A 20,354-nucleotide genomic window follows, 5' to 3' on the forward strand; every position below is an offset into this window, starting at 1 on the left:
GGGAGGCTGACATGAAAATCACCAAGCGTCTGTCCGACCTCACGGTCATGAGCGCGGACCAGCTCCAGGATGAGCTGCTCAAGCTGAAGAAGGAGCAGTTCAACCTGCGCTTCCAGAAGGCGACCGGGCAGCTCGAGAACACCGCGCGTGTCACCGAACTGCGCAAGGACATCGCCCGCATCAAGACGCTGCAGCGGTCGAAGACCGTCGCAGCGAGCGCGTGAGGAGAGAATCATGCCTAAGCGCGTACTGCAGGGCGTCGTCGTCAGCGACAAGCAGAACAAAACTGTTGTGGTGAAGGTCGAGCGGCGCTATACGCACCCGCTCCTCAAGAAGACGGTTCGCCGCACCAAGAACTATCACGCCCACAACGAGGCGGGTTCGTTCAAGATCGGCGACACGGTGTGGATCGAGGAGTCCAAGCCGATTTCCAAGCTGAAAAGCTGGGTTGTGCTCGAAGGCGCCCCCAAGGCGTGAGTCGAGCCGGCTTCGCCCAGCCCCGAATCAGGGGCAGGGCGGGGCAGGAAAGAAGCCGGACATGTTTTTCCGCAAAGGTGGAAACCACTTTTGCGGACCGTGTTTGTTTTGAGGCCAGGGGGCGATCGACCCCCGTCAGTCGTAGTCCCCGCCAGCGCTGATGCTGGCCGGGAAACCGCGCTGATACACAGATTGGAAGGATCAAGGCCATGATCCAGGTGCAGACGAATCTCGACGTCGCCGACAATTCGGGCGCCCGTCGCGTGATGTGCATCAAGGTTCTCGGCGGGTCGAAGCGGCGCTATGCCCGCATCGGCGACATCATCGTCGTCTCGATCAAGGAAGCCATTCCGCGCGGTCGCGTGAAGAAGGGCGACGTCATGAAGGCGGTCGTCGTTCGCACTGCCAAGGACGTCAAGCGCCAGGACGGTTCGGTGATCCGCTTCGACCGCAATGCGGCCGTGCTGATCAACAACCAGAAGGAGCCCGTCGGCACGCGTATCTTCGGACCGGTTCCGCGCGAGCTGCGCGCCAAGAACCACATGAAGATCATCTCGCTGGCGCCGGAGGTGCTGTGATGGCTGCGAAGATCAAGAAGGGCGACAAGGTCGTCGTGCTCGCTGGTCGTGACAAGGGCAAGACCGGCGAAGTGCTGCAGGTCATGCCGAAGGATGCTCGCGCCGTCGTGCGTGGCGTCAATCTCGTCAAGCGCCACACCAAGCAGTCGCAGACGTCCGAGGGCGGCATCATCTCGAAAGAGGCCACCATCGACCTGTCGAACATCGCTGTCGCCGATCCGAAGGACGGCAAGGCGACCCGCGTTGGTTTCAAGGTGCTCGAAGACGGCCGCAAGGTTCGTTTCGCCAAGCGTTCGGGGGATCTGATCGATGGCTGAGGCTCAGCAGGCGGCTCTCTCGCCGCGCATGAAGAAGCATTACGAGGACGTCGTCCGTCCCGCGATGATCGCCGAATTCGGCTACAAGAACGTCATGGAAGTGCCGACCATCGAGAAGGTCGTCATCAACATGGGCGTTGGTGAAGCCACGGCCGACCGCAAGAAGGTCGACAACGCTGCGGGCGATCTCGCCCTCATCGCCGGCCAGAAGCCGGTTATTACCAAGTCCCGCCTCGCCATCGCCGGCTTCAAGCTGCGCGAGAACATGGCGGTTGGCTGCAAGGTCACGCTGCGCAAGACCAAGATGTTCGAGTTCGTCGACCGGCTCGTCACCATCGCCTTGCCGCGCGTGCGCGACTTCCGGGGCCTGAACCCGAAGTCGTTCGACGGGCGCGGCAATTTCGCGCTCGGGATCAAGGAGCACATCGTGTTCCCCGAGATCAACTACGACAAGGTCGACCAGGTCTGGGGCATGGACGTGATCGTCTGCACGACTGCGAAGTCGGACGACGAGGCACGCGCTCTGCTCAAGCACTTCAACTTCCCGTTCCGGCAGTGAACTGACCGTTCAAACGCGGAAACCAGGAGAGATCGATGGCTAAGAAAAGCTCCGTCGAGAACAACGAGCGTCGCAGGAAGCTGGTGAAGAAATTCGCCGGCCGCCGGGCTCGTCTTCTCGCGATCGCCAATGACGAAAGCCAGCCGATGGACGAGCGCTTCCTTGCTCGCCTGAAGCTTGCCGAACTGCCGCGCAACTCGGCGAAGAACCGCATCCGCAATCGCTGCGAGGTGACGGGCCGTCCGCGCGCCTTCTATCGCAAAGTCAAGATGTCGCGTGTCGCGCTGCGTGAACTCGGCAACAAGGGGCTGGTTCCTGGCCTCGTGAAGTCGAGCTGGTGAGGAGGACAGGACAATGACAATCATTGATCCGCTCGGCGATCTGCTGACCCGCATCCGCAATGCGCAGATGCGTCGCAAGACCCGCGTGTCCACCCCCGGCTCGAAGCTGCGGGCCCGCGTTCTGGACGTGCTCCAGACCGAAGGCTACATCCGCGGCTACTCGACGACCGAGTTCGGCAACGGCCGGACCGAGTTCGACATCGAGCTGAAGTATCACGAGGGCCAGCCGGTCATCCGGTCGATCTCGCGTGTCTCGAAGCCCGGCCGCCGCGTCTATTCGTCGGTCGAGACCATGCCGCGCGTGGCCGACGGCCTCGGCGTGACGATCGTCTCGACGCCGAAGGGTGTGATGGCCGATCATGTGGCCCGCGAGCAGAACGTGGGCGGCGAAGTGCTCTGCCGGGTCTTCTGACCCGACAGGCGCCGCTCATCTTCAGGAGAGATCCAATGTCTCGTATCGGAAAGAAGCCGGTTTCGGTTCCCGCGGGCGTCACCGCCTCGGTCACCGGCCAGCTCGTCAAGGTCAAGGGCTCGAAGGGCGAGCTCTCCTTCGAGGTTCCCGAGGACGTCTCGGTTGCCATGGAGAACGGCTCGATCGCGGTTCAGCCGCGCTCGCAGTCGAAGCGCGCCCGCGCGCTCTGGGGCACCTCGCGTGCCCGCATCAACAACCTCGTGATCGGCACCACCGCCGGCTTCGAGAAGCGCCTCGAGATCAACGGCGTCGGCTACAAGGCCGCTGTCGCTGGCAAGGTGCTGAAGCTGTCGCTCGGCTACAGCCACGACATCGACTATGAAATCCCGGCCGGTGTCGCGATCACGACGCCGAAGCCGACCGAGATCGTCGTCGTCGGTATCGACAAGCAGGTCGTCGGCCAGACCGCCGCGGAAATCCGCGACTATCGCGGCCCCGAGCCCTATAAGGGCAAGGGCGTCAAGTACGCCGGCGAGTTCATCTTCCGCAAGGAAGGCAAGAAGAAGTAAGGACGCCAGCCATGAGCAAGCAGAACGATGTGACTGCGCGCCGCAAGGCCCGCGTCCGCCGCGCGATCAAGGCGGTCGCCAATGGCCGCCCGCGCCTCTCGGTGCACCGCACCGGCAAGCAGATCTACGCCCAGGTCATCGACGACGTGAAGGGGGTCACCCTCGCTTCCGCCTCGTCGATGGACAAGGACGTGCGTGCCCAGATCAAGTCCGGCGCCAATGTCGAGGCGGCCGGCCAGATCGGCAAGCTCGTCGCCGAGCGTGCGGTCAAGGCCGGCGTGACGGACGTGGTCTTCGACCGTGGTCCCTATATGTACCATGGCCGTGTCAAGGCCCTGGCCGAGGCGGCCCGCGAGGGCGGCCTCAGCTTCTGAGGATACCGGGGTTCGCCGGGACGGCGCTCGCGCGTCGTCCCGGCGGCACTCGTTTTCAGGCTTCCCCGCGGCAATGAGGCTCGCGGGGATTTGCTCGAGCGAGCGGCGAGGCTTCGAGCTTCGACCGCGCAAGTAAGAGGTAGAGATGGCTAGAGAGCCGCGTGAGCGTCGGGATAGCGAAGATTCCGAATTCGTGGATAAGCTCGTCCACATCAACCGCGTCGCCAAGGTGGTGAAGGGTGGTCGTCGCTTCGGCTTCGCCGCACTCGTCGTCGTCGGCGACCAGAAGGGCCGCGTCGGCTTCGGCCACGGCAAGGCCCGTGAAGTTCCCGAGGCGATCCGCAAGGCGACGGAAGCCGCCAAGCGCGGTCTCGTCCGCATCCCGCTGCGCGAGGGCCGTACCCTCCATCACGACGTGCAGGGCCGCCACGGCGCCGGCAAGGTCGTGCTGCGCGCGGCTCCGGCCGGTACCGGCATCATCGCCGGCGGCCCGATGCGCGCCGTCTTCGAGGCGGTCGGCATGCAGGACGTCGTGTCGAAGTCGCTCGGCTCCTCCAACCCGTACAACCTCGTGCGCGCCACTTTCGACGCGCTGAAGAACGAGGACAGCCCGCGCTCGGTCGCGGCCCGTCGCTCGCTCAAGGTTTCGGCCCTGCAGACCCGTCGCCGCGATGCCGGCACGGATGCGGCCGCGGAAGCGTGAGGAGGGTTCGATGGCAAAGGCTGAGAAGACTCTCATCGTCGAGCAGATCGGTTCCCCGATCCGCCGCGACGCCACCCAGCGCCAGACCCTGATCGGTCTCGGCCTGAACAAGATCCGCCGCCGCTCGACCCTCCAGGACACCCCCGCGGTGCGTGGCATGGTCGAGAAGGTCAAGCACCTCGTGCGCGTCGTCGACGCGAATTGAGGAGGGCGACACATGAAACTCAACGAGATTCGTGACAACGAAGGCGCGGCCAAGTCGCGCATCCGCGTCGGCCGCGGCATCGGCTCCGGCAAGGGCAAGACCGGCGGGCGTGGCGTCAAGGGCCAGAAGGCTCGCGCCGGCGTGGCGGTCAAGGGCTTCGAAGGCGGCCAGATGCCGCTGTATCGTCGCCTGCCGAAGCGCGGCTTCACCAACCTCTTCGCCAAGGATCTGAACGAGGTGAACCTCGGTCGCATCCAGCAGGCTGTCGAGGCGGGCAAGCTCGACGCCAAGGGCGCGGTGACCATCGAGGCGCTCGTCGCCGCGGGCGTCATCACCCGCCAGGCCAAGGACGGCGTCAAGATCCTGGGCGTCGGCGAGCTCAAGACCAAGCTCGCTTTCGAGGTTGCCGGCGCGTCCAAATCGGCCGTCGCCGCGATCGAGAAGGCCGGCGGTTCGATCAAGATTCTGGCCGCCGCTTCACAGGCGTGATCCGAACGACTACATGACGTTTGCGAACGGCGGCCGGGCCATGCGCCTTGGCCGCCGTTCGACTGTTTGACGCACAGTGCGCCCCTGGAAAACGCTCCGCGATTTCAGCCGACGGCGTGCTTCAATATCGACTGAGACCCAGGGATCCGGCGCATGGCATCGGCGGCTGAACAGCTAGCGGCAAACCTCAACTTCGGGGCGCTCGCCAAGGCGGACGAACTCAAGAAGCGAATCTGGTTCACGCTGGGCGCGCTGATCGTCTACCGGCTCGGCACCTATGTCCCGCTGCCCGGCATGAACCCGGATGCGGTGGCCGACCTCTTCCGGCAGCAGACCCAGTCCGGCGTGCTCGGGCTGTTCAACATGTTTTCGGGCGGCGCCGTCGGCCGGCTCGCGATCTTCGCGCTGGCGATCATGCCGTACATTTCGGCCTCGATCATCGTCCAGCTGCTCTCCAGCGTCATCCCGACCTTCGAGGCGCTGAAGAAGGAAGGCGAGCAGGGCCGCAAGATCCTCAACCAGTACACGCGCTATCTCACGCTGGTGCTGGCCGTGTTCCAGGCCTATGCGATCGGCGTGGGTCTTCAAGGTTCGGGCAATCTCGTGCTCGAACCCGGGCCGTTCTTCCTGCTCTCGACCACGATCACCCTGGTCGGCGGTACGATGTTCCTGCTCTGGCTCGGCGAGCAGATTACCAGCCGCGGCATCGGCAACGGCACGTCGATGATCATCTTCTCGGGCATCATCGCCGAATTCCCGGCGCAGCTCGCCCAGACCCTTGAACTCGGCCGCCAGGGCGCGATCTCGACCGGGCTGCTGCTCGGCATCCTGGTGATGGCGATCTGCGTCATCGCCTTCTGCGTCTTCATGGAGCGCGCCCAGCGGCGCCTGCTGATCAATTATCCGAAGCGCCAGGTCGGCAACCGCATGTATGAGGGCCAGACCTCGTTCCTGCCGCTGAAGCTCAACACCTCGGGCGTCATCCCGCCCATCTTCGCCTCGTCGCTGCTGCTGCTGCCGACGACGATCGCCAGCTTCTCGCAGGCGCAGGGCGGTACCGGCTTCGTCTCGACGATCTCGACCTATCTCGCCCATGGCCGGCCGCTGTTCATGGTGCTCTATGTCGCGCTGATCATCTTCTTCTGCTTCTTCTACACCGCGATCGTGTTCAATCCGGTCGAGACGGCGGACAATCTCAAGAAGCATGGCGGCTTCATGCCGGGCATTCGGCCGGGCGAGCGCACCGCCGAGCATATCGACCGCGTGCTGACGCGCATCACGGTTCTGGGCGCGGGCTATCTGACCATCGTCTGCCTTATCCCCGAGTTCATGATCACCTATGCTCAGATCCCGATCATCCTTTTGGGCGGCACCTCGCTGCTCATCGTGGTGACGACGACGATGGATACCGTGGCGCAGATTCACGGACATCTGCTGGCCCATCAGTATGAGGGGCTGGTCAAGAAGGCCAAGTTGCGAGGAGCGAGGCGCTAAATGCGGTTGATTTTCCTGGGGCCGCCGGGGGCGGGCAAGGGCACTCAGGCGGCGCGCATCGTCGCGAAGCATGGCATTCCGCAACTCTCGACCGGCGACATGCTGCGCGCCGCGGTGGCTGCGGGAACGCCTGTCGGCCAGAAGGCCAAGGCGGTGATGGATGCCGGCGGCCTCGTTTCGGACGAGATCGTGATCGGCATCGTCGCCGACCGCATCGAAGAGCCGGATGCGAAGACGGGCTTCATCCTCGACGGCTTTCCGCGCACGCTGGCGCAGGCCGAGGCGCTCGACGAGATGCTCGCGGGCAAGGGGCTGAAGCTCGACGCCGTGCTCGAGCTCAAGGTCGACCAGACGAAGCTGGTCGATCGGATCGTCCGCCGCGCCGAGGAGGCGAGGGCGGCCGGGCAGCCGGTGCGCAAGGATGACGATCCGGAGGTCTTCAAGACCCGGCTCGAAGCCTATAACCGCGATACCGCCGTGGTCGCTCCCTATTACGAGAAGCGCGGCCAGCTCACGCCGATCGACGGCATGCAAGCCATCGACGATGTTTCCGCGGCGATCGAGAGTGCGCTCTCGGAGACGGCGCGGAGCTGAAGGCCAGGCGCGATCACCAGCGCTTGGCATGAATCTTGGGTGGCGCAGGTTGACTCTTGCGCCATGAGTCGCTAACGACCCGCCATCCGGTTTCATGAGAGCGATGCCGTTACCTTCGCGAGAAGGGGCGACGTCGCATTCTCGCGTGGAACCGTTCAACGTCCTGCATGGGCCGGCCTCCACCGGACGCGGGGCTTCTTTCACAGGCCGCGGGGCCATCGGGTTCCCGGCAGACATGGAGAAGAGACCATGGCTCGTATCGCGGGCGTTAACATTCCCACCGGCAAGCGCGTCGTCATCGGCTTGCAGTACATCCACGGCATCGGCGCCGCCAAGGCCAAGGAAATCTGCGCGAAGGTCGGCATCGCCGACGAGCGTCGCGTCAACCAGCTGACCGACGCCGAAGTGCTTCAGATCCGCGAGGCGATCGATCGCGACTACCTCGTCGAGGGCGATCTGCGCCGCGAAGTCTCGATGAACATCAAGCGCCTGATGGACCTCGGCTGCTACCGCGGCCTGCGCCATCGCCGCTCGCTGCCGGTCCGCGGCCAGCGCACGCATACCAACGCCCGTACCCGCAAGGGCAAGGCGAAGCCGATCGCCGGCAAGAAGAAGTGATGTTCGGCTGAGCCGAACGTCGTCCTCGGGCTTGCTCCGAGGATCGTGTGACGAGGGCGCCTTTGGCGCCTTCTCCTGCCAGAGATGCCCGGATCAAATCCGGGCATGACGGCGGGAAGACCTCTCCCCAGCGCCTGGAATGACGGGCGCGCCTGAAGGATGAAAGAAAGAGAACCATGGCCAAGGAAGCCACCCGCGTCCGTCGTCGCGAACGCAAGAACATCGTCTCCGGCGTCGCGCATGTGAACGCCTCGTTCAACAACACCATGATCACCATCACCGACGCGCAGGGCAACACGATCTCGTGGTCGTCGGCCGGCACGATGGGCTTCAAGGGTTCGCGGAAGTCGACCCCCTATGCTGCGCAGGTCGCGGCCGAGGACGCCGCCCGCAAGGCTGCCGAGCATGGCATGCGCACCCTCGAGGTCGAGGTGACGGGTCCGGGTTCGGGCCGTGAGTCGGCGCTGCGCGCGCTGCAGGCCGCGGGCTTCACCGTGACCTCGATCCGCGACGTGACTCCGATCCCGCACAATGGCTGCCGGCCGCGCAAGCGCCGTCGCGTCTGACGCGAAGTCCATTGCAAGAGGCGCCCGCAGGGGCGGGCGCCTGTCCGGGGCGGCGGTGGCCGCCAGATGAATTCAGCACCAGGAGTGCGGTCGTGATCAGCAAGAACTGGCAGGATCTTTCCAAGCCGAACAAGCTCGAAGTGAAGGTCGGAGACGACCCGAAGCGTCAGGCCACCGTGATCGCGCGTCCGCTCGAGCGCGGCTTCGGCATGACGCTCGGCAATGCGCTCCGTCGCGTGCTGCTGTCGTCGCTCCAGGGCGCGGCGGTGACCGCCGTCCAGATCGACGGCGTTCTGCACGAGTTCTCTTCGATTCCGGGCGTCCGCGAGGACGTCACCGACATCGTCCTGAACATCAAGGCCATCGCCATCAAGATGCAGGGCGAGGGTCCCAAGCGCATGACCCTGCGCAAGTCGGGCCCGGGCACCGTCACCGCCGGTGACATCAACACCATCGGCGACGTCTCGATCCTCAACCCCGAGCTCGTGCTCTGCACCCTCGACGAGGGCGCCGAGATCCGCATGGAGTTCACGGTCAACACCGGCAAGGGCTATGTCCCGGCCGAGCAGAATCGCCCCGAGGACGCGCCGATCGGCCTGATCCCGGTCGACAGCCTGTACTCGCCGGTCAAGAAGGTCTCCTACCGCGTCGAGAACACCCGCGAGGGCCAGAACCTCGACAAGGATTCGCTGACGCTGGCGATCGAGACCAACGGCTCGGTCAGCCCCGAGGACGCGCTGGCGCTCGCCGCCCGCATCCTGCAGGATCAGCTCGCCGTCTTCATCACCTTCGAGGAGCCGCGCAAGGAAGAGGCCGTCTCGACCGCGCCGCAGCTGCCCTTCAACCCGGCGCTGCTCAAGAAGGTCGACGAGCTCGAGCTTTCGGTGCGTTCGGCCAACTGCCTCAAGAACGACAACATCGTCTATATCGGCGACCTCATCCAGAAGTCGGAGGGCGAGATGCTGCGCACCCCGAACTTCGGTCGCAAGTCGCTGAACGAGATCAAGGAAGTGCTGGCGACCATGGGCCTGCACCTGGGCATGGACGTCCAGGGCTGGCCGCCGGAGAACATCGAAGAGCTCGCCAAGCGCTTCGAAGAGCACTACTGAGTTTCAACCGGCGCGGGAGGCATCCCGCGCCAACCCCGCCCGGCTATTCCCAGCCGGAGCATAACGAACGGCCGTACCGTGGCACGGCGGCCGTAAGCAACGAAGGAGCCAAACAATGCGTCACGGATTTCGCGGTCGCCGTTTCAACCGCACGGCCGAGCATCGCCAGGCGATGTTCGCCAATATGGCCCAGGCCCTGATCAAGCACGAGCAGATCACCACCACCCTGCCGAAGGCGAAGGATCTGCGTCCGGTCGTCGAGAAGCTGATCACGCTCGGCAAGCGCGGCGACCTGCATGCTCGTCGTCAGGCGATCGCCCAGATCAAGGACATCGCGCTGGTCGGCAAGCTCTTCGCGGTACTCGGCCCGCGCTACAAGGAGCGCAATGGCGGCTATCTGCGCATCATGAAGGCGGGCTTCCGCTTCGGCGACAACGCCCCGCTCGCGATCATCGAGTTCGTCGACCGCGACGTCGAGGCCAAGGGCAAGGACTCCGGTCCGGTGTTCACGGCTGAAGACGAAGCGGCCTGATCGGCCGAATCACCGATTTGAAAGGGGCGGTCTTCGGGCCGCCCTTTTTTATTCGCCGGACTTCGTTCTGGTGCGCGAGCCGTGGGAGCTTGCTGCGGTCTCTGAGACAGAGAGGCTTGGAAAGCCGGCCGCCGGGGTGCTGGCTCTCAGTCCGGCCGCCGCGCCAGCTCCCCGGCGAGGTCGAGCAGCGCGTCGACAGGCTGGGTCGGCAGATCGGTTTCCGGCGTCACGCCATAGAGCCCGAAGATGAACTGCGTGGTCTCGTCATGCTCGGCCACGCCCATCGTCCAGCCGGCGAAAAGACGTTCCGCGACGGGCGCTCGAGAGAGAACCTGCAGGCCAGTATGGCGCGGGTCCGCTTCGATCCGGGCATAGGTTTCACTGAGGCGAACAGCCTCGCCTTCCAGCACCTGCGCGAAGGCGCCGCGCGTGGCGAGCAGGAAGCCGGTGATGTCGTTTGCTTCGTTGAAGCGGCGAGCGCTCGACAGAATTCCGCCCAGTTCCTCGCGTCGGTTTGAATCGTCGAGCAGGCTGTGGCTGGCATAAACAAGCCGGATCAGGCTCATGAGTTTTCCCTGGTGGCTTGCGAAGCCGCATGAGTTGCACGACATGTCGGTGAGGAACTGCGAGCGTCGAGACGGGTATAATGAAGGATGCCCGGCTGGCCGCTGCAACTCCGATTTTGGCAGGCGGCTTTTGTTTTACGACGAGGACAGCATGATCGAACGCTTCTCAGGACATCGCAGGAGGCTGGCCGCCGCCGTGTTCGCATGTGCGCTGGGTGCCGCCGTCTCGCCCTGGCCGGCGCTCGGCCAGGCGCGGCAGGTGCCCGAGGCGCGCGAGCAGATCACGCTCTCCTTCGCACCGCTGGTGAAGCGAACCGCCGCCTCCGTGGTCAACGTCTATGGCGCCCGCGTCGAGAAGCGGCCGCAGAACCCGTTCATGGACGATCCGTTCTTCCGCCGCTTCTTCGGCGATGGCGGCTTCGGCGTGCCGCGCGAGCAGGTGCAGCGCTCGCTCGGCTCCGGTGTCATCGTCGATGCGCAGGCCGGGCTCGTGGTGACGAACAACCACGTCATCGAGAACATGAGCGAGGTCAAGGTCGCCTTCGCCGACAAGCGCGAGGTCGAGGCCAAGATCCTGCTGCGCGACGCGCGCACCGACCTTGCCGTGCTCAAGGTCGCGGATACCAGGAACCTCGCCGCGATCGAGCTGGCCGATACCGATGAACTGCAGGTCGGCGACATCGTGCTCGCCATGGGCAATCCCTTCGGCGTCGGCCAGACCGTGACGCAAGGCATCGTCTCGGCGCTCGCGCGCACGCAGATCGGCGTCGGCGATGCCCAGTCCTTCATCCAGACCGATGCGGCGATCAATCCGGGCAATTCCGGTGGCGCGCTGATCGACATGAAGGGCCGGGTGGTCGGCATCAACACGGCGATCTATTCGCGCTCGGGCGGCAGCGTCGGCATCGGCTTCGCCATTCCTTCCGCGATGGTCCGCCTCGTCGTCGATAGCGCCAAGGCCGGTGCCACCACGGTCAAGCGCCCGTGGTTCGGCGCGCGCCTGCAGGCGCTGACGACCGATGTCGCCGACGGCCTCGGCCTCGACCGGCCGGCGGGCTCCGTCGTGGCCAGCGTGGTGGAGAAGGGGCCGGCGGACCTGGCGGGCCTGCGCCGCTCCGACGTCATTCTCTCCGTCGACGGGGCCGCGGTCGACGATCCCGAGGCGTTCGGCTACCGCTTCGCGACACGGCCGATCGGCGGCACGACCATGCTGACCGTGCTGCGCGGCGGCAACCGGATCTCGATTCCGGTCAAGCTCGTGGCGGCGCCGGAAAGCCGCCCGCGCGACGCGGTCAAGCTCACCAGCCGCTCGCCGCTGGCGGGGCTGACGGTGATGAATCTTTCGCCGGCCGTCGCAGAAGAGCTCTCGATGGAAACCGCGAATGAGGGCGTCGTCGTCGGCGAGGTCGAGGAGGGCAGCGCGGGCGCCAATATCGGCTTCCAGAAGGGCGACATCATCATGGCGCTCAACGGCGAGCGGATGGCGACCTCGCGCGACGTCGAGACCATCCTCAAGGATCGCCGGCGCGCCTGGGAGGTGACGATCTCGCGCAAGGGCCAGACGATCACCTCGGTCTTCCCCGGGTGAGCGACCTCTTCTCGGCCTCCGGCCTCGACAAGGCGGGGCCGCGCCCGCTCGCCGACCGCCTGCGGCCGACCACGCTCGCCGAGGTGGCCGGGCAGGAGCATCTCACCGGCCCTGACGGCGCGCTGACGCGGCTCGTCGCCTCCGGCACGGTCGGCAGCCTGATCTTCTGGGGGCCGCCCGGCACCGGCAAGACCACGGTGGCGCGGCTGCTCGCCGGCCTCGTCGATCTCGGCTTCGAGCAGATCAGCGCGATCTTCTCAGGGGTCGCCGACCTGAAGAGGGTGTTCGAGGCGGCACGCGGCCGGCGGCTCGGCGGCAAGGGCACGCTGCTCTTCGTCGACGAGATTCATCGCTTCAACCGCGCCCAGCTCGACGCCTTCCTGCCGGTGATGGAGGACGGAACGATCACGCTGATCGGCGCGACGACCGAGAACCCGTCCTTCGCGCTCAACGCGGCCTTGCTGTCGCGGGCGCGCGTCCTGACCTTCAAGGCGCTCGACGAGGGTTCGCTGCTCTTCCTGCTCGGCCGCGCCGAGGTGCTGGAGAACCGGGAGCTGCCGCTGACGCCGGAGGCGCGGCTGGCACTGGCCCGTTTCGCCGATGGCGACGGGCGCGCCGTGCTGACCCTGGCGGAGGAGATCTGGCGGGCGGCGAAGCCCGGCGAAATCCTCGACGAGCATGGGCTGTCGGAGGTGATCCAGCGCCGCGCGCCGATCTACGACAAGGCGCAGGACGGCCACTACAACCTGATCTCGGCCCTGCACAAGACGATCCGCGGCTCCGATCCCGATGCGGCGCTGTATTATTTCGCCCGTATGCTCGATGCCGGTGAGGATCCGCGCTTCCTGGCGCGTCGTCTGGTCCGGATGGCGGTGGAGGATATCGGGCTTGCCGATCCGCAGGCGCTCCTCCATGCGCGGGCGGCTGCCGAAACCTACGAGCAGCTCGGCACGCCGGAAGGCGAGCTCGCGCTGGCCAATTGCGTGATCTATCTCGCCACGGCGCCGAAATCGAACGCCGCCTACACCGCCTACAAGGCGGCGGTGCGGGTGGCGAAGGAGCGGGGATCGCTGATGCCGCCGAAAACCATCCTCAACGCGCCGACCCGGCTGATGCGTGAGGAGGGCTACGGCGCCGATTACGCCTATGACCACGACCAGCCGGACGCCTTCTCGGGACAGAACTACTGGCCCGACGCGCTCGGCCGCCAGCATTTCTACGACCCGCCGGAGCGCGGCTTCGAGCGCGAAATCCGCAAGCGGCTGGAATTCTGGGAGAAGCGGCGTCAGGAGCGGGGCAGTTAGAGCGAGGCATCGAGGCGGCGGTCGCTTGTCTTTCACGGCCACCTGATCCAGATGAGGTCATCCGCCGCTTCTGCGGATGGCATCCGACGGATCTCGACGATGGTTCTGCTGGCACGCCTGCTGCTTTTCGTTCCCTCGGTGATCGCGGGCTGGTTCGTCTCGCGGGAGGACGTCTCCTACTGGATCGTCGCCTTCGCGATCGCGCTGGTCTTCATCGTCCTCACCATTGCCTTCGAGCTCTATGTCCTGCCGCTGCTGCGGGCGCGTCTGAAGCGCTGAAGGCGCGCGGGCCTGTTTGGATACGCCCCAAGCCCTCATCCTGAGGAGCCATTCCGGAGGGAAGGGCGTCTCGGAGGATGATCCAGCAGGCTCCGGAGACATCTGAAGCATCCTTCGAGACGCGCCTGCGGCGCTCTTCAGGATGAGGGCTCACATCTCCAAACAGGCTCCAAAGAAATCAGCTCCGGCAATAGAACGGCAGGAACGTGCCGGACATGCCCCGATTCATCGCCATCAGCGTCAGCGTGTTGGCGAGAGCCACTTCCTCCTTGCTGCGCGCGCAGACCTCGGCGCGGGCCTGGCAGTTTGCTGCGAGGAAAGCATCGTGGCTGGCGAGGAAATCCGGGCTCAGCCCGGACTTGCCTTGTCGATTCAAGGCCTGCTCGTAAGCCGTTCTGTAGCGATTGCATTTTTCGGTCGGCCAGTCCGGCGCCCGGCCTTGCTGGGCCTCTGCGGCAGAGCCGGCCATGGTGACGGCCGATGCGAAGGCGAAGCCGAGCCACACCCGCAAAACCCCGTTCGTTGCCATATCCGTCTTCCCGTGTGTCGGTCGGCCGACCTGCTTCGCCAAGGCGCGGAACAGAGCGGGCGATTGCGGCGGAATTTGTTTAGGCGCCGATCGTCTCTGGCGCATCTCTTGCTGGCGATCTGCGGTGACGCCACGATCATCGCGAGGGGGAGAACAAGATGGACAGACGCCGGTTTCTCAAGGGTTCGGCTGCTGCGACGGCCTTGCTGCCGATGCCGCGACTGGCGCGCGCCCAAGGCGCGAAGACCCTGCGCTTCGTGCCCTATTCGGATGTCGCGATCATCGACCCGATCTGGACGACGGGTTATTCGACCCGCACCCATGCGCTGCTGGTCTGGGACACGCTCTATGGCCTCGACGAGACGCTGCAACCGCAGCCGCAGATGGTCGAGGGACATGTCGTTGCGGAAGACGGCAAACGCTGGACGCTGACGCTGAGGCCCGGCCTCGTCTTCCATGACGGCAGCAAGGTCCTGGCGCGCGACGCGGTCGCGTCGATCAAGCGCTGGGGCGCACGCGACGCCTTCGGCCAGTCGCTGATGGCGGCGACCGACGAGATCTCGGCGCCCGACGACCGCACCATCGTGTTTCGGCTGAACAGGCCATTCCCGAATCTGCCTGCGGCATTGGCGCGGCCGAGTGCTCTCGTCGCCGCGATCATGCCCGAATATCTGGCGCAAACCGATCCGTTCAAGCAGATCCCCGAGGCGATCGGCTCCGGACCGTTCCGCTATGTGAAGGAAGAGCGCGTGCCCGGCGCCCGGCACGTCTATGCGCGCCATGAGGGCTATGTGCCCCGTGCGGACGGCAAGCCGAGCTTCACCGCCGGGCCGCGCATCGCCTATCTCGACCGCGTCGAGTTCGTCGTCATGCCCGACCCGGCGACGGCGATCAGCGCCCTGCAGGCCGGTGAGATCGACTGGGTCGAGCAGCCCTTGATCGACATGTTGCCGATCCTGCGCAAGGACCCGAACATCGTCGTCGAGGTCAAGGACCCGACGGGCATGGCCGGGCAGATCCGGCTCAACCATCTCCAGCCGCCTTTCAACAACCCTGCGATCCGGCGGGTGATCCTGAAGGCGCTGGATCAGGAAGCCTGCATGGATGCCGTCTGTGGCGGCGACCCCGCGGTGAAGCGCGCGACGATGGGCTTCTTTCCCTCGGGCTCGCCGATGGCGTCCGACGCCGGTATCGGCGCGCTGGGCGCGGCGAAGGACCATGCGGCGCTGAAGCGCGAGCTTTCCGAAGCGGGCTACAAGGGCGAGCGCATCGTCTTCCTGTCCGGGCAGGACGTGCCGCGCATCTCGCAGGTGGCGGAGGTCGCCGCCGACATGCTGCGGCGGATCGGCGCCAATGTCGATTTCGTCGCGGCCGATTGGGGCACCGTCCTGCAGCGCATCACCAAGCGCGATCCCGTCGAGGCGGGCGGCTGGAGTTGCTACGTCACCTATTGGTCGGGGCTCGATCTCGGCTCACCCGCGACCAACTCGCCGCTGCGCGGCAACGGCGTCAAGGCAGGCCCCGGCTGGCCCACCAGCCCCGAGATCGAAGCCTTGCGCGCGCAATGGCTCGAGACGCCCGATCTCGCCGGGCAGAAGGCGATCGCGGAGAAAATTCAGCTCCAGGCGATGCAGGACGTGCCCTACGTTCCGGCCGGGCAATATTTCCAGCCGGTTGCCTATCGAAAGGGCATTACGGGCATGCTGAACGGCGTGCCGGTTTTCACCAATATCAGGAAGGGGTGAGCCGCCGGGACCGCCGAGCCCCTGTCCGCTCCGGAATTTGTTTGTGCCGGCTCGTGGCGCTGGCTATTGCTCACCCATGCAACAGCACATTCTTCAAAGCTGCGGCCGGTGCCGCTCCGGAGGCCGTTCATGAAATCCGGTGGCAAGGGAGCCAGGGGCGGCAGGCCCGGCGCTGGCCCCGCGAAAGGCAAGCGCCCCAGTCATGACGCGCGCCGTCGCGCCGCTGCCCGACCGAAGGCGGAGGGCGGCGAGCCCATGGCGCGGGCATCGCGCCCGGCTGCGAAACCCGAGGCGCCGAAGCGCACGCGCGCCGAGGTGAAGGCCGAGACGGCCCAGGTTCTCTCCACCGGCGTCCAGCAACTCGTGGTGACGCCGGACGAGAACGAGATGCGGATCGACCGCTTCCTCGAGACGCGCTTCCCGCAACTCTCCTTCAGCCATATCCAGCGCATCGTCCGCAAGGGCGAGCTGCGCGTCGACGGCAAGCGTGCCGACAGCAAGGACCGGCTCAGCGAAGGCCAGACCGTGCGGATTCCGCCGCTCAAGCTGGAGCAGCAGGCGGAGCGCCCGCGCTCGGCTAAGGCCGATGCCGACACGATCGGCTTCCTGCATTCGATCACGCTCTATGAGGACGACGACGTCATGGTCCTCAACAAGCCGGCGGGGCTCGCCGTGCAGGGCGGCTCGGGCACGACGCGGCATGTCGACGGCATGCTCGCCGCCCTGACCGACAAGGACGGCCAGAAGCCACGCCTCGTGCACCGGCTCGACAAGGACACGGCCGGCTGCCTCGTCATCGCCAAGTCGCGCTTCGCCGCCGCGACGCTCGCCAAGACCTTCCGGTCGCGCTCGGCCCGCAAGGTCTACTGGGCGCTGGTGGCGGGCGTGCCGCGCGTCAAGCAGGGCCGCATCTCGACCTATCTGGCCCGCGAGGAGGCCTATGACGGCGACCAGCGGATGGCTGTCGCCAAGCATGGCGAGGACGGCGCGATGCATGCCGTGACCTATTACGCCATCGTCGAGACGGCGGCGCAGAAGCTCGGCTGGCTGTCGCTGAAACCGGTGACCGGCCGCACCCACCAGCTGCGCGCCCATGCCGCCCATATCGGCCATCCCATCGTCGGCGATCCGAAATATTTCAACATCCAGAACTGGGAACTGCCCGGCGGCATCCAGAACAAGCTGCATCTGCTGGCGCGGCGGATCGTGTTGCCGCATCCGCGCGGCAAGGGCACGATCGACGTCAGCGCGCCGCTGCCGCCGCATATGCGCCAGAGCTGGAACCTGCTCGGCTTCGATGACGCGCCCTACGATCCGATCGTCGAGGCCCCGGACGAATAGGGCACTCCTTTCCCGGAAAGGGAGGAGAACAGTTGCGGAACGGATCGATTTCTGTTCTAATTATGTTCTCTTTTGGGGAAGGGGGCTTGTCCATGCGTTTGATCGTGATCGTTTCCGCTATCGCTCTGGGCCTTTCGGCTGCCGCGCAGGCCCAGACCGCGCCGATGAAACCTGCGGCGCCGGCCGTCGCGGCATCTTCGGACGAGCCCGTGCCACGGGCCGAGCGCGCCAGGGCGCGGCAGGATTGCGTTGCCGAGAACGTCGCGCTGTCGGGAGATGATCTGCGCGCGGCGATGCGGCTGTGCATGCAGGGCAAGTTTCCGGGCGTGCAGCTCTATGCGCAGGACGGCGTGACGCGGGACGGCAAGCCGACCGCGGTCGCGGCCCGAGCCGCCTGCAAGGACGAGGTCGATGCGCGCAAGCTGGCAGGTTCGGAGCGGATCGCGGCGCTGACCGCCTGCTTCAACGCCAAGCGCCCCGACCTCGCGCAGCGGGCCGAATGCCGCAAGGAGGCGCGCGCCAAGGGGCTCGACGGGGCCGATCTGCGCAAGGCGATCGACGCCTGCGCCCGCGAAGCCAGGGGCTGAGGGACTTCCGGCGGGATGGCGCCATGAGCCGCAGGCCATAGCTCGGCGTCGCGATCCGCGCTAAAGCGCCGGCATGGATCTCATCATCTTCGATCTCGACGGCACGCTGATCAATTCCGAGGCGATCATCCTCGGTGCGCAATACGAGACCTTCGAGCGTTGCGGCCGGGCGCATCCCGGCCGTGAGGCGGGGCTTGGGATCGTCGGATTGACGCTGGACATCGCGCTGGCGCGCCTCGCCGGGATCGACAAGCCGGACGATGTGCTGACGCTGACCTATCGCGAGGTCTTCGGCGCCATGCGCCTGCAGGCGCAGACCGATCCGTCGCTGGACGAGCCGCTGTTTCCCGGCGTCGCGGAAACACTGGTGCGGCTCAGGTCCGTGCCGGGCCTCAAGCTCGGCATCGCCACGGGCAAATCACGCAAGGGCGCCGAGTTCATCGTCGAGCGTCATGGCTGGCAGGGTCTGTTCGATACCGTCCAGTCGGCCGACGATGCGCCCTCGAAGCCCCATCCCGGCATGATCCTGAATGCCATGGCTGAGACGGGCGCCGCGGCCGGGCGCACCGCGATGGTCGGCGACAGCTCCTTCGATATCGAGATGGCGGTGGCGGCTGGCGTCGTTCCCGTCGCCGTCTCCTGGGGGTTCCAGCCGGTCGAGAGCCTCGTCGCGCTTGGGGCGAGACATGCCTTGCGCGAGATCACCGAACTGCCCGCTGCGCTGGGCCTGGCGCAGGCCGCCGTCGCGTAAGAGAGGCGAGCTTGAGAGCGGTGCTCCCTCACCGGGGCTGAAAGTGCCCCGGCTCGAACGACGTGCGTTTCGGCCGGCGGGATGGTCCGCTGGTCGCTATGTCAGCGGCCGCTGGTAACATCCTCGCAACCACATCGACTCAGCCTCGTTTAACCTGAATAATCGTTCAGATTTTCGCGTTAACCACCTGCTTCCCGACCCCGGCGCATGGTGTTCCCACAGCAGGAACGTACCGGCACAAAACAACGCCGGACAGGGGTTCAGACATGATCGGACATGAGCTTCGTGAATTCGTCGATCGCGTGATGGATCATCGCGCGATCGACGATCAAGACGTCAAGATGCTTCAGCGCGAAATCTTGAGCGACATCGTCCTGACGCGCGACATCATCGATGTCCTGGTCGCTCTCGACCGGGCGGTGGCGAAGAGCTGCGCAGCCTTTGCAGATTATCTGGTCGCGCTCACCGTCGACTTCGCCGTCTGGGAAAACCGCCCGACCGGCGTCATCGACCGCGACAAGGCACATTGGCTGGCAACGACGCTCTCGGCCGGGGAGGGGCCGACCGCGACCGCCCAGCGCATCGCCTTCGAGATCGTCCGCGAGGCGGAGCATTGCGACGAGCTGCTTTTGTCCTTCGCCTTCGCCAAGGGGGCCGCCAAGAACATGGCCAAGAGCACCGGCGCGGCCCATCGGGTCCTGCTGGCGAGCTGACTGCGCATCTTCGCACATCGGATTTGTATCGATCGCCCCCGCATCCGGCCGGATACGGGGGCGATCGATTTTCCGGCTATGGTATCGGTTCAATGCCATAGCCGACTTTCGCATCGGTGGACGCCGGTTGCGGCGTCCCATACACCCCGGCTATTGCAGTCTGGTCTGAAGCCGGGAGTGGCCACGCATGTTCACGAAGATCCTGATCGCGAACCGTGGCGAGATCGCCTGCCGCGTCATCAAGACGGCGCGACGCATGGGCATCAAGACGGTGGCCGTCTATTCCGATGCGGATCGCGATGCGCTGCATGTCGAGATGGCCGACGAGGCCGTGCATATCGGCGCGGCGCCCGCTGCCCAGTCCTATCTGCTGATCGACAAGATCATCGATGCCTGCAAGCAGACGGGCGCGCAGGCCGTGCATCCCGGTTACGGCTTTCTGTCCGAGCGAGAGGCCTTCGCCCAGGCACTGAAGGATAACGGCATTGTCTTCATCGGGCCCAATCCCGGGGCGATCGCCGCGATGGGCGACAAGATCGAATCGAAGAAGGCGGCGGCTGCCGCGAAGGTCTCCACCGTTCCAGGCTTCCTCGGCATCATCGAGAGCCCCGAGCATGCCGTGACCATCGCCGACGAGATCGGCTATCCCGTGATGATCAAGGCCTCGGCCGGCGGTGGCGGCAAGGGCATGCGCATCGCCCATTCCTCGGGCGAGGTCGCGGAAGGTTTCGCCCGCGCCAAGTCGGAAGCCGCGTCCTCCTTCGGCGACGACCGCGTCTTCGTCGAGAAGTTCATCGTCGATCCCCGCCATATCGAGATCCAGGTTCTCGGCGACAAGCACGGCAACGTCATCTATCTCGGCGAGCGTGAATGCTCGATCCAGCGCCGCAACCAGAAGGTGCTGGAGGAGGCGCCGTCGCCGCTGCTGGATGAAGCGACCCGCCGCAAGATGGGCGAGCAGGCGGTCGCGCTGGCCAAGGCGGTGAACTACGACTCGGCCGGCACGGTCGAGTT

The 20,354-nt window shown here is 65.8% G+C and carries 29 protein-coding genes; 27 read left to right on the forward strand and 2 right to left on the reverse strand.

Annotated elements, in window-relative coordinates:
• The first annotated feature begins 11 nt into the window (after positions 1-11).
• The 18 genes from rpmC (at position 12) to rplQ (ending at position 9,937) form a co-directional block, all read left to right on the forward strand.
• Positions 12-224, forward strand: a complete 213-nt coding sequence (gene rpmC / locus GGC47_RS08980) for a 50S ribosomal protein L29 (RefSeq protein ID WP_112763124.1) — start codon at positions 12-14, stop codon at positions 222-224.
• A 10-nt stretch (positions 225-234) separates the two neighbouring features.
• A complete protein-coding gene (gene rpsQ / locus GGC47_RS08985; RefSeq protein ID WP_038365405.1) occupies positions 235-477 on the forward strand; it encodes a 30S ribosomal protein S17 in 243 nt (80 codons plus the stop codon).
• 209 nt (positions 478-686) lie between these two features.
• Positions 687-1,055: a 50S ribosomal protein L14 gene (gene rplN / locus GGC47_RS08990; RefSeq protein ID WP_038365406.1), complete on the forward strand. Its 369-nt coding sequence runs from the start codon at positions 687-689 to the stop codon at positions 1,053-1,055.
• Positions 1,055-1,372 (forward strand): 50S ribosomal protein L24, encoded by a 318-nt coding sequence (rplX, locus tag GGC47_RS08995; RefSeq protein WP_038365407.1) that lies wholly within the window; start codon positions 1,055-1,057, stop codon positions 1,370-1,372. The genes rplN and rplX overlap by 1 nt, the downstream gene beginning before the upstream one ends.
• Entirely contained in the window at positions 1,365-1,931 is a 567-nt protein-coding gene (gene rplE / locus GGC47_RS09000) for a 50S ribosomal protein L5 (RefSeq protein ID WP_038365408.1), read from the forward strand. Before rplX ends, rplE begins: the two co-directional genes overlap by 8 nt.
• A 35-nt stretch (positions 1,932-1,966) precedes the next feature.
• Positions 1,967-2,272 (forward strand): 30S ribosomal protein S14, encoded by a 306-nt coding sequence (gene rpsN / locus GGC47_RS09005; protein WP_112763125.1) that lies wholly within the window; start codon positions 1,967-1,969, stop codon positions 2,270-2,272.
• Positions 2,273-2,285: 13 nt separating this feature from the next.
• Complete coding sequence (gene rpsH / locus GGC47_RS09010; RefSeq protein WP_038365412.1) at positions 2,286-2,684, forward strand: 30S ribosomal protein S8; 399 nt, start codon at positions 2,286-2,288, stop codon at positions 2,682-2,684.
• A 35-nt stretch (positions 2,685-2,719) separates the two neighbouring features.
• Positions 2,720-3,253, forward strand: a complete 534-nt coding sequence (gene rplF, locus GGC47_RS09015; protein WP_038365414.1) for a 50S ribosomal protein L6 — start codon at positions 2,720-2,722, stop codon at positions 3,251-3,253.
• A gap of 11 nt (positions 3,254-3,264) precedes the next feature.
• The gene (gene rplR, locus GGC47_RS09020; RefSeq protein WP_038365416.1) at positions 3,265-3,627 is read left to right on the forward strand and encodes a 50S ribosomal protein L18; all 363 of its coding nucleotides are present in this window, start codon (positions 3,265-3,267) and stop codon (positions 3,625-3,627) included.
• 145 nt (positions 3,628-3,772) lie between these two features.
• On the forward strand, positions 3,773-4,330 hold the full coding sequence (gene rpsE / locus GGC47_RS09025; protein WP_038365418.1) for a 30S ribosomal protein S5: 558 nt from the start codon (positions 3,773-3,775) through the stop codon (positions 4,328-4,330).
• 10 nt (positions 4,331-4,340) lie between these two features.
• Positions 4,341-4,535 carry a 50S ribosomal protein L30 gene (gene rpmD, locus GGC47_RS09030; protein WP_038365420.1) on the forward strand — a complete coding sequence of 65 codons (195 nt, stop codon included), beginning with the start codon at positions 4,341-4,343 and terminating at the stop codon, positions 4,533-4,535.
• A gap of 12 nt (positions 4,536-4,547) precedes the next feature.
• Positions 4,548-5,024: a 50S ribosomal protein L15 gene (gene rplO / locus GGC47_RS09035; protein WP_038365422.1), complete on the forward strand. Its 477-nt coding sequence runs from the start codon at positions 4,548-4,550 to the stop codon at positions 5,022-5,024.
• Between the two features lie 153 nt (positions 5,025-5,177).
• Positions 5,178-6,518, forward strand: a complete 1,341-nt coding sequence (gene secY / locus GGC47_RS09040; RefSeq protein ID WP_038365424.1) for a preprotein translocase subunit SecY — start codon at positions 5,178-5,180, stop codon at positions 6,516-6,518.
• Positions 6,519-7,112: an adenylate kinase gene (locus GGC47_RS09045; protein WP_112763126.1), complete on the forward strand. Its 594-nt coding sequence runs from the start codon at positions 6,519-6,521 to the stop codon at positions 7,110-7,112. It abuts the gene before it with no gap.
• Positions 7,113-7,361: 249 nt separating this feature from the next.
• Complete coding sequence (gene rpsM / locus GGC47_RS09050) at positions 7,362-7,730, forward strand: 30S ribosomal protein S13 (protein ID WP_038365428.1); 369 nt, start codon at positions 7,362-7,364, stop codon at positions 7,728-7,730.
• Positions 7,731-7,906: 176 nt separating this feature from the next.
• Positions 7,907-8,296, forward strand: a complete 390-nt coding sequence (rpsK, locus tag GGC47_RS09055; protein WP_038365430.1) for a 30S ribosomal protein S11 — start codon at positions 7,907-7,909, stop codon at positions 8,294-8,296.
• 92 nt (positions 8,297-8,388) lie between these two features.
• On the forward strand, positions 8,389-9,405 hold the full coding sequence (locus GGC47_RS09060) for a DNA-directed RNA polymerase subunit alpha (RefSeq protein WP_038365432.1): 1,017 nt from the start codon (positions 8,389-8,391) through the stop codon (positions 9,403-9,405).
• A 115-nt stretch (positions 9,406-9,520) separates the two neighbouring features.
• Positions 9,521-9,937, forward strand: a complete 417-nt coding sequence (rplQ, locus tag GGC47_RS09065; protein ID WP_038365434.1) for a 50S ribosomal protein L17 — start codon at positions 9,521-9,523, stop codon at positions 9,935-9,937.
• Between the two features lie 146 nt (positions 9,938-10,083).
• Here rplQ and GGC47_RS09070 read toward each other — a convergent pair whose 3' ends face one another.
• Positions 10,084-10,503 (reverse strand): BLUF domain-containing protein, encoded by a 420-nt coding sequence (locus tag GGC47_RS09070; protein WP_185747999.1) that lies wholly within the window; start codon positions 10,501-10,503, stop codon positions 10,084-10,086.
• Between the two features lie 151 nt (positions 10,504-10,654).
• Here GGC47_RS09070 and GGC47_RS09075 point away from each other — a divergent pair, with 151 nt between their 5' ends.
• The 3 genes from GGC47_RS09075 (at position 10,655) to GGC47_RS09085 (ending at position 13,674) form a co-directional block, all read left to right on the forward strand.
• Entirely contained in the window at positions 10,655-12,091 is a 1,437-nt protein-coding gene (locus tag GGC47_RS09075; protein ID WP_142022592.1) for a Do family serine endopeptidase, read from the forward strand.
• Positions 12,088-13,395, forward strand: coding sequence for a replication-associated recombination protein A (locus GGC47_RS09080; protein ID WP_142022593.1), 1,308 nt, complete (start codon positions 12,088-12,090; stop codon positions 13,393-13,395). The genes GGC47_RS09075 and GGC47_RS09080 overlap by 4 nt, the downstream gene beginning before the upstream one ends.
• A 99-nt stretch (positions 13,396-13,494) precedes the next feature.
• On the forward strand, positions 13,495-13,674 hold the full coding sequence (locus GGC47_RS09085; RefSeq protein ID WP_142022594.1) for a hypothetical protein: 180 nt from the start codon (positions 13,495-13,497) through the stop codon (positions 13,672-13,674).
• Between the two features lie 178 nt (positions 13,675-13,852).
• Here the strand turns inward: GGC47_RS09085 and GGC47_RS09090 are convergent, their stop codons facing one another.
• Positions 13,853-14,308: a hypothetical protein gene (locus GGC47_RS09090; RefSeq protein WP_142022595.1), complete on the reverse strand. Its 456-nt coding sequence runs from the start codon at positions 14,306-14,308 to the stop codon at positions 13,853-13,855.
• Positions 14,309-14,361: 53 nt separating this feature from the next.
• On the opposite strand from GGC47_RS09090, the gene GGC47_RS09095 reads away from it, so the two are divergent.
• The 6 genes from GGC47_RS09095 to GGC47_RS09120 all read left to right on the forward strand — a co-directional run.
• On the forward strand, positions 14,362-15,948 hold the full coding sequence (locus GGC47_RS09095) for an ABC transporter substrate-binding protein (RefSeq protein WP_142022596.1): 1,587 nt from the start codon (positions 14,362-14,364) through the stop codon (positions 15,946-15,948).
• Between the two features lie 129 nt (positions 15,949-16,077).
• Positions 16,078-17,289, forward strand: a complete 1,212-nt coding sequence (locus GGC47_RS09100) for an RluA family pseudouridine synthase (protein ID WP_113254012.1) — start codon at positions 16,078-16,080, stop codon at positions 17,287-17,289.
• Positions 17,290-17,381: 92 nt separating this feature from the next.
• Positions 17,382-17,876, forward strand: a complete 495-nt coding sequence (locus GGC47_RS09105; RefSeq protein ID WP_142022597.1) for a hypothetical protein — start codon at positions 17,382-17,384, stop codon at positions 17,874-17,876.
• A 73-nt stretch (positions 17,877-17,949) separates the two neighbouring features.
• Entirely contained in the window at positions 17,950-18,627 is a 678-nt protein-coding gene (locus GGC47_RS09110; RefSeq protein ID WP_142022598.1) for an HAD-IA family hydrolase, read from the forward strand.
• Between the two features lie 266 nt (positions 18,628-18,893).
• Positions 18,894-19,340: a hypothetical protein gene (locus tag GGC47_RS09115; RefSeq protein ID WP_142022599.1), complete on the forward strand. Its 447-nt coding sequence runs from the start codon at positions 18,894-18,896 to the stop codon at positions 19,338-19,340.
• Between the two features lie 187 nt (positions 19,341-19,527).
• Positions 19,528-20,354 (forward strand): ATP-binding protein (locus GGC47_RS09120; protein ID WP_429067735.1); only part of this gene is annotated, 827 nt, incomplete at its 3' end.

Source organism: Allobosea sp. OAE752 (assembly GCF_050433265.1).
Lineage (GTDB): Bacteria > Pseudomonadota > Alphaproteobacteria > Rhizobiales > Beijerinckiaceae > Allobosea > Allobosea spartocytisi.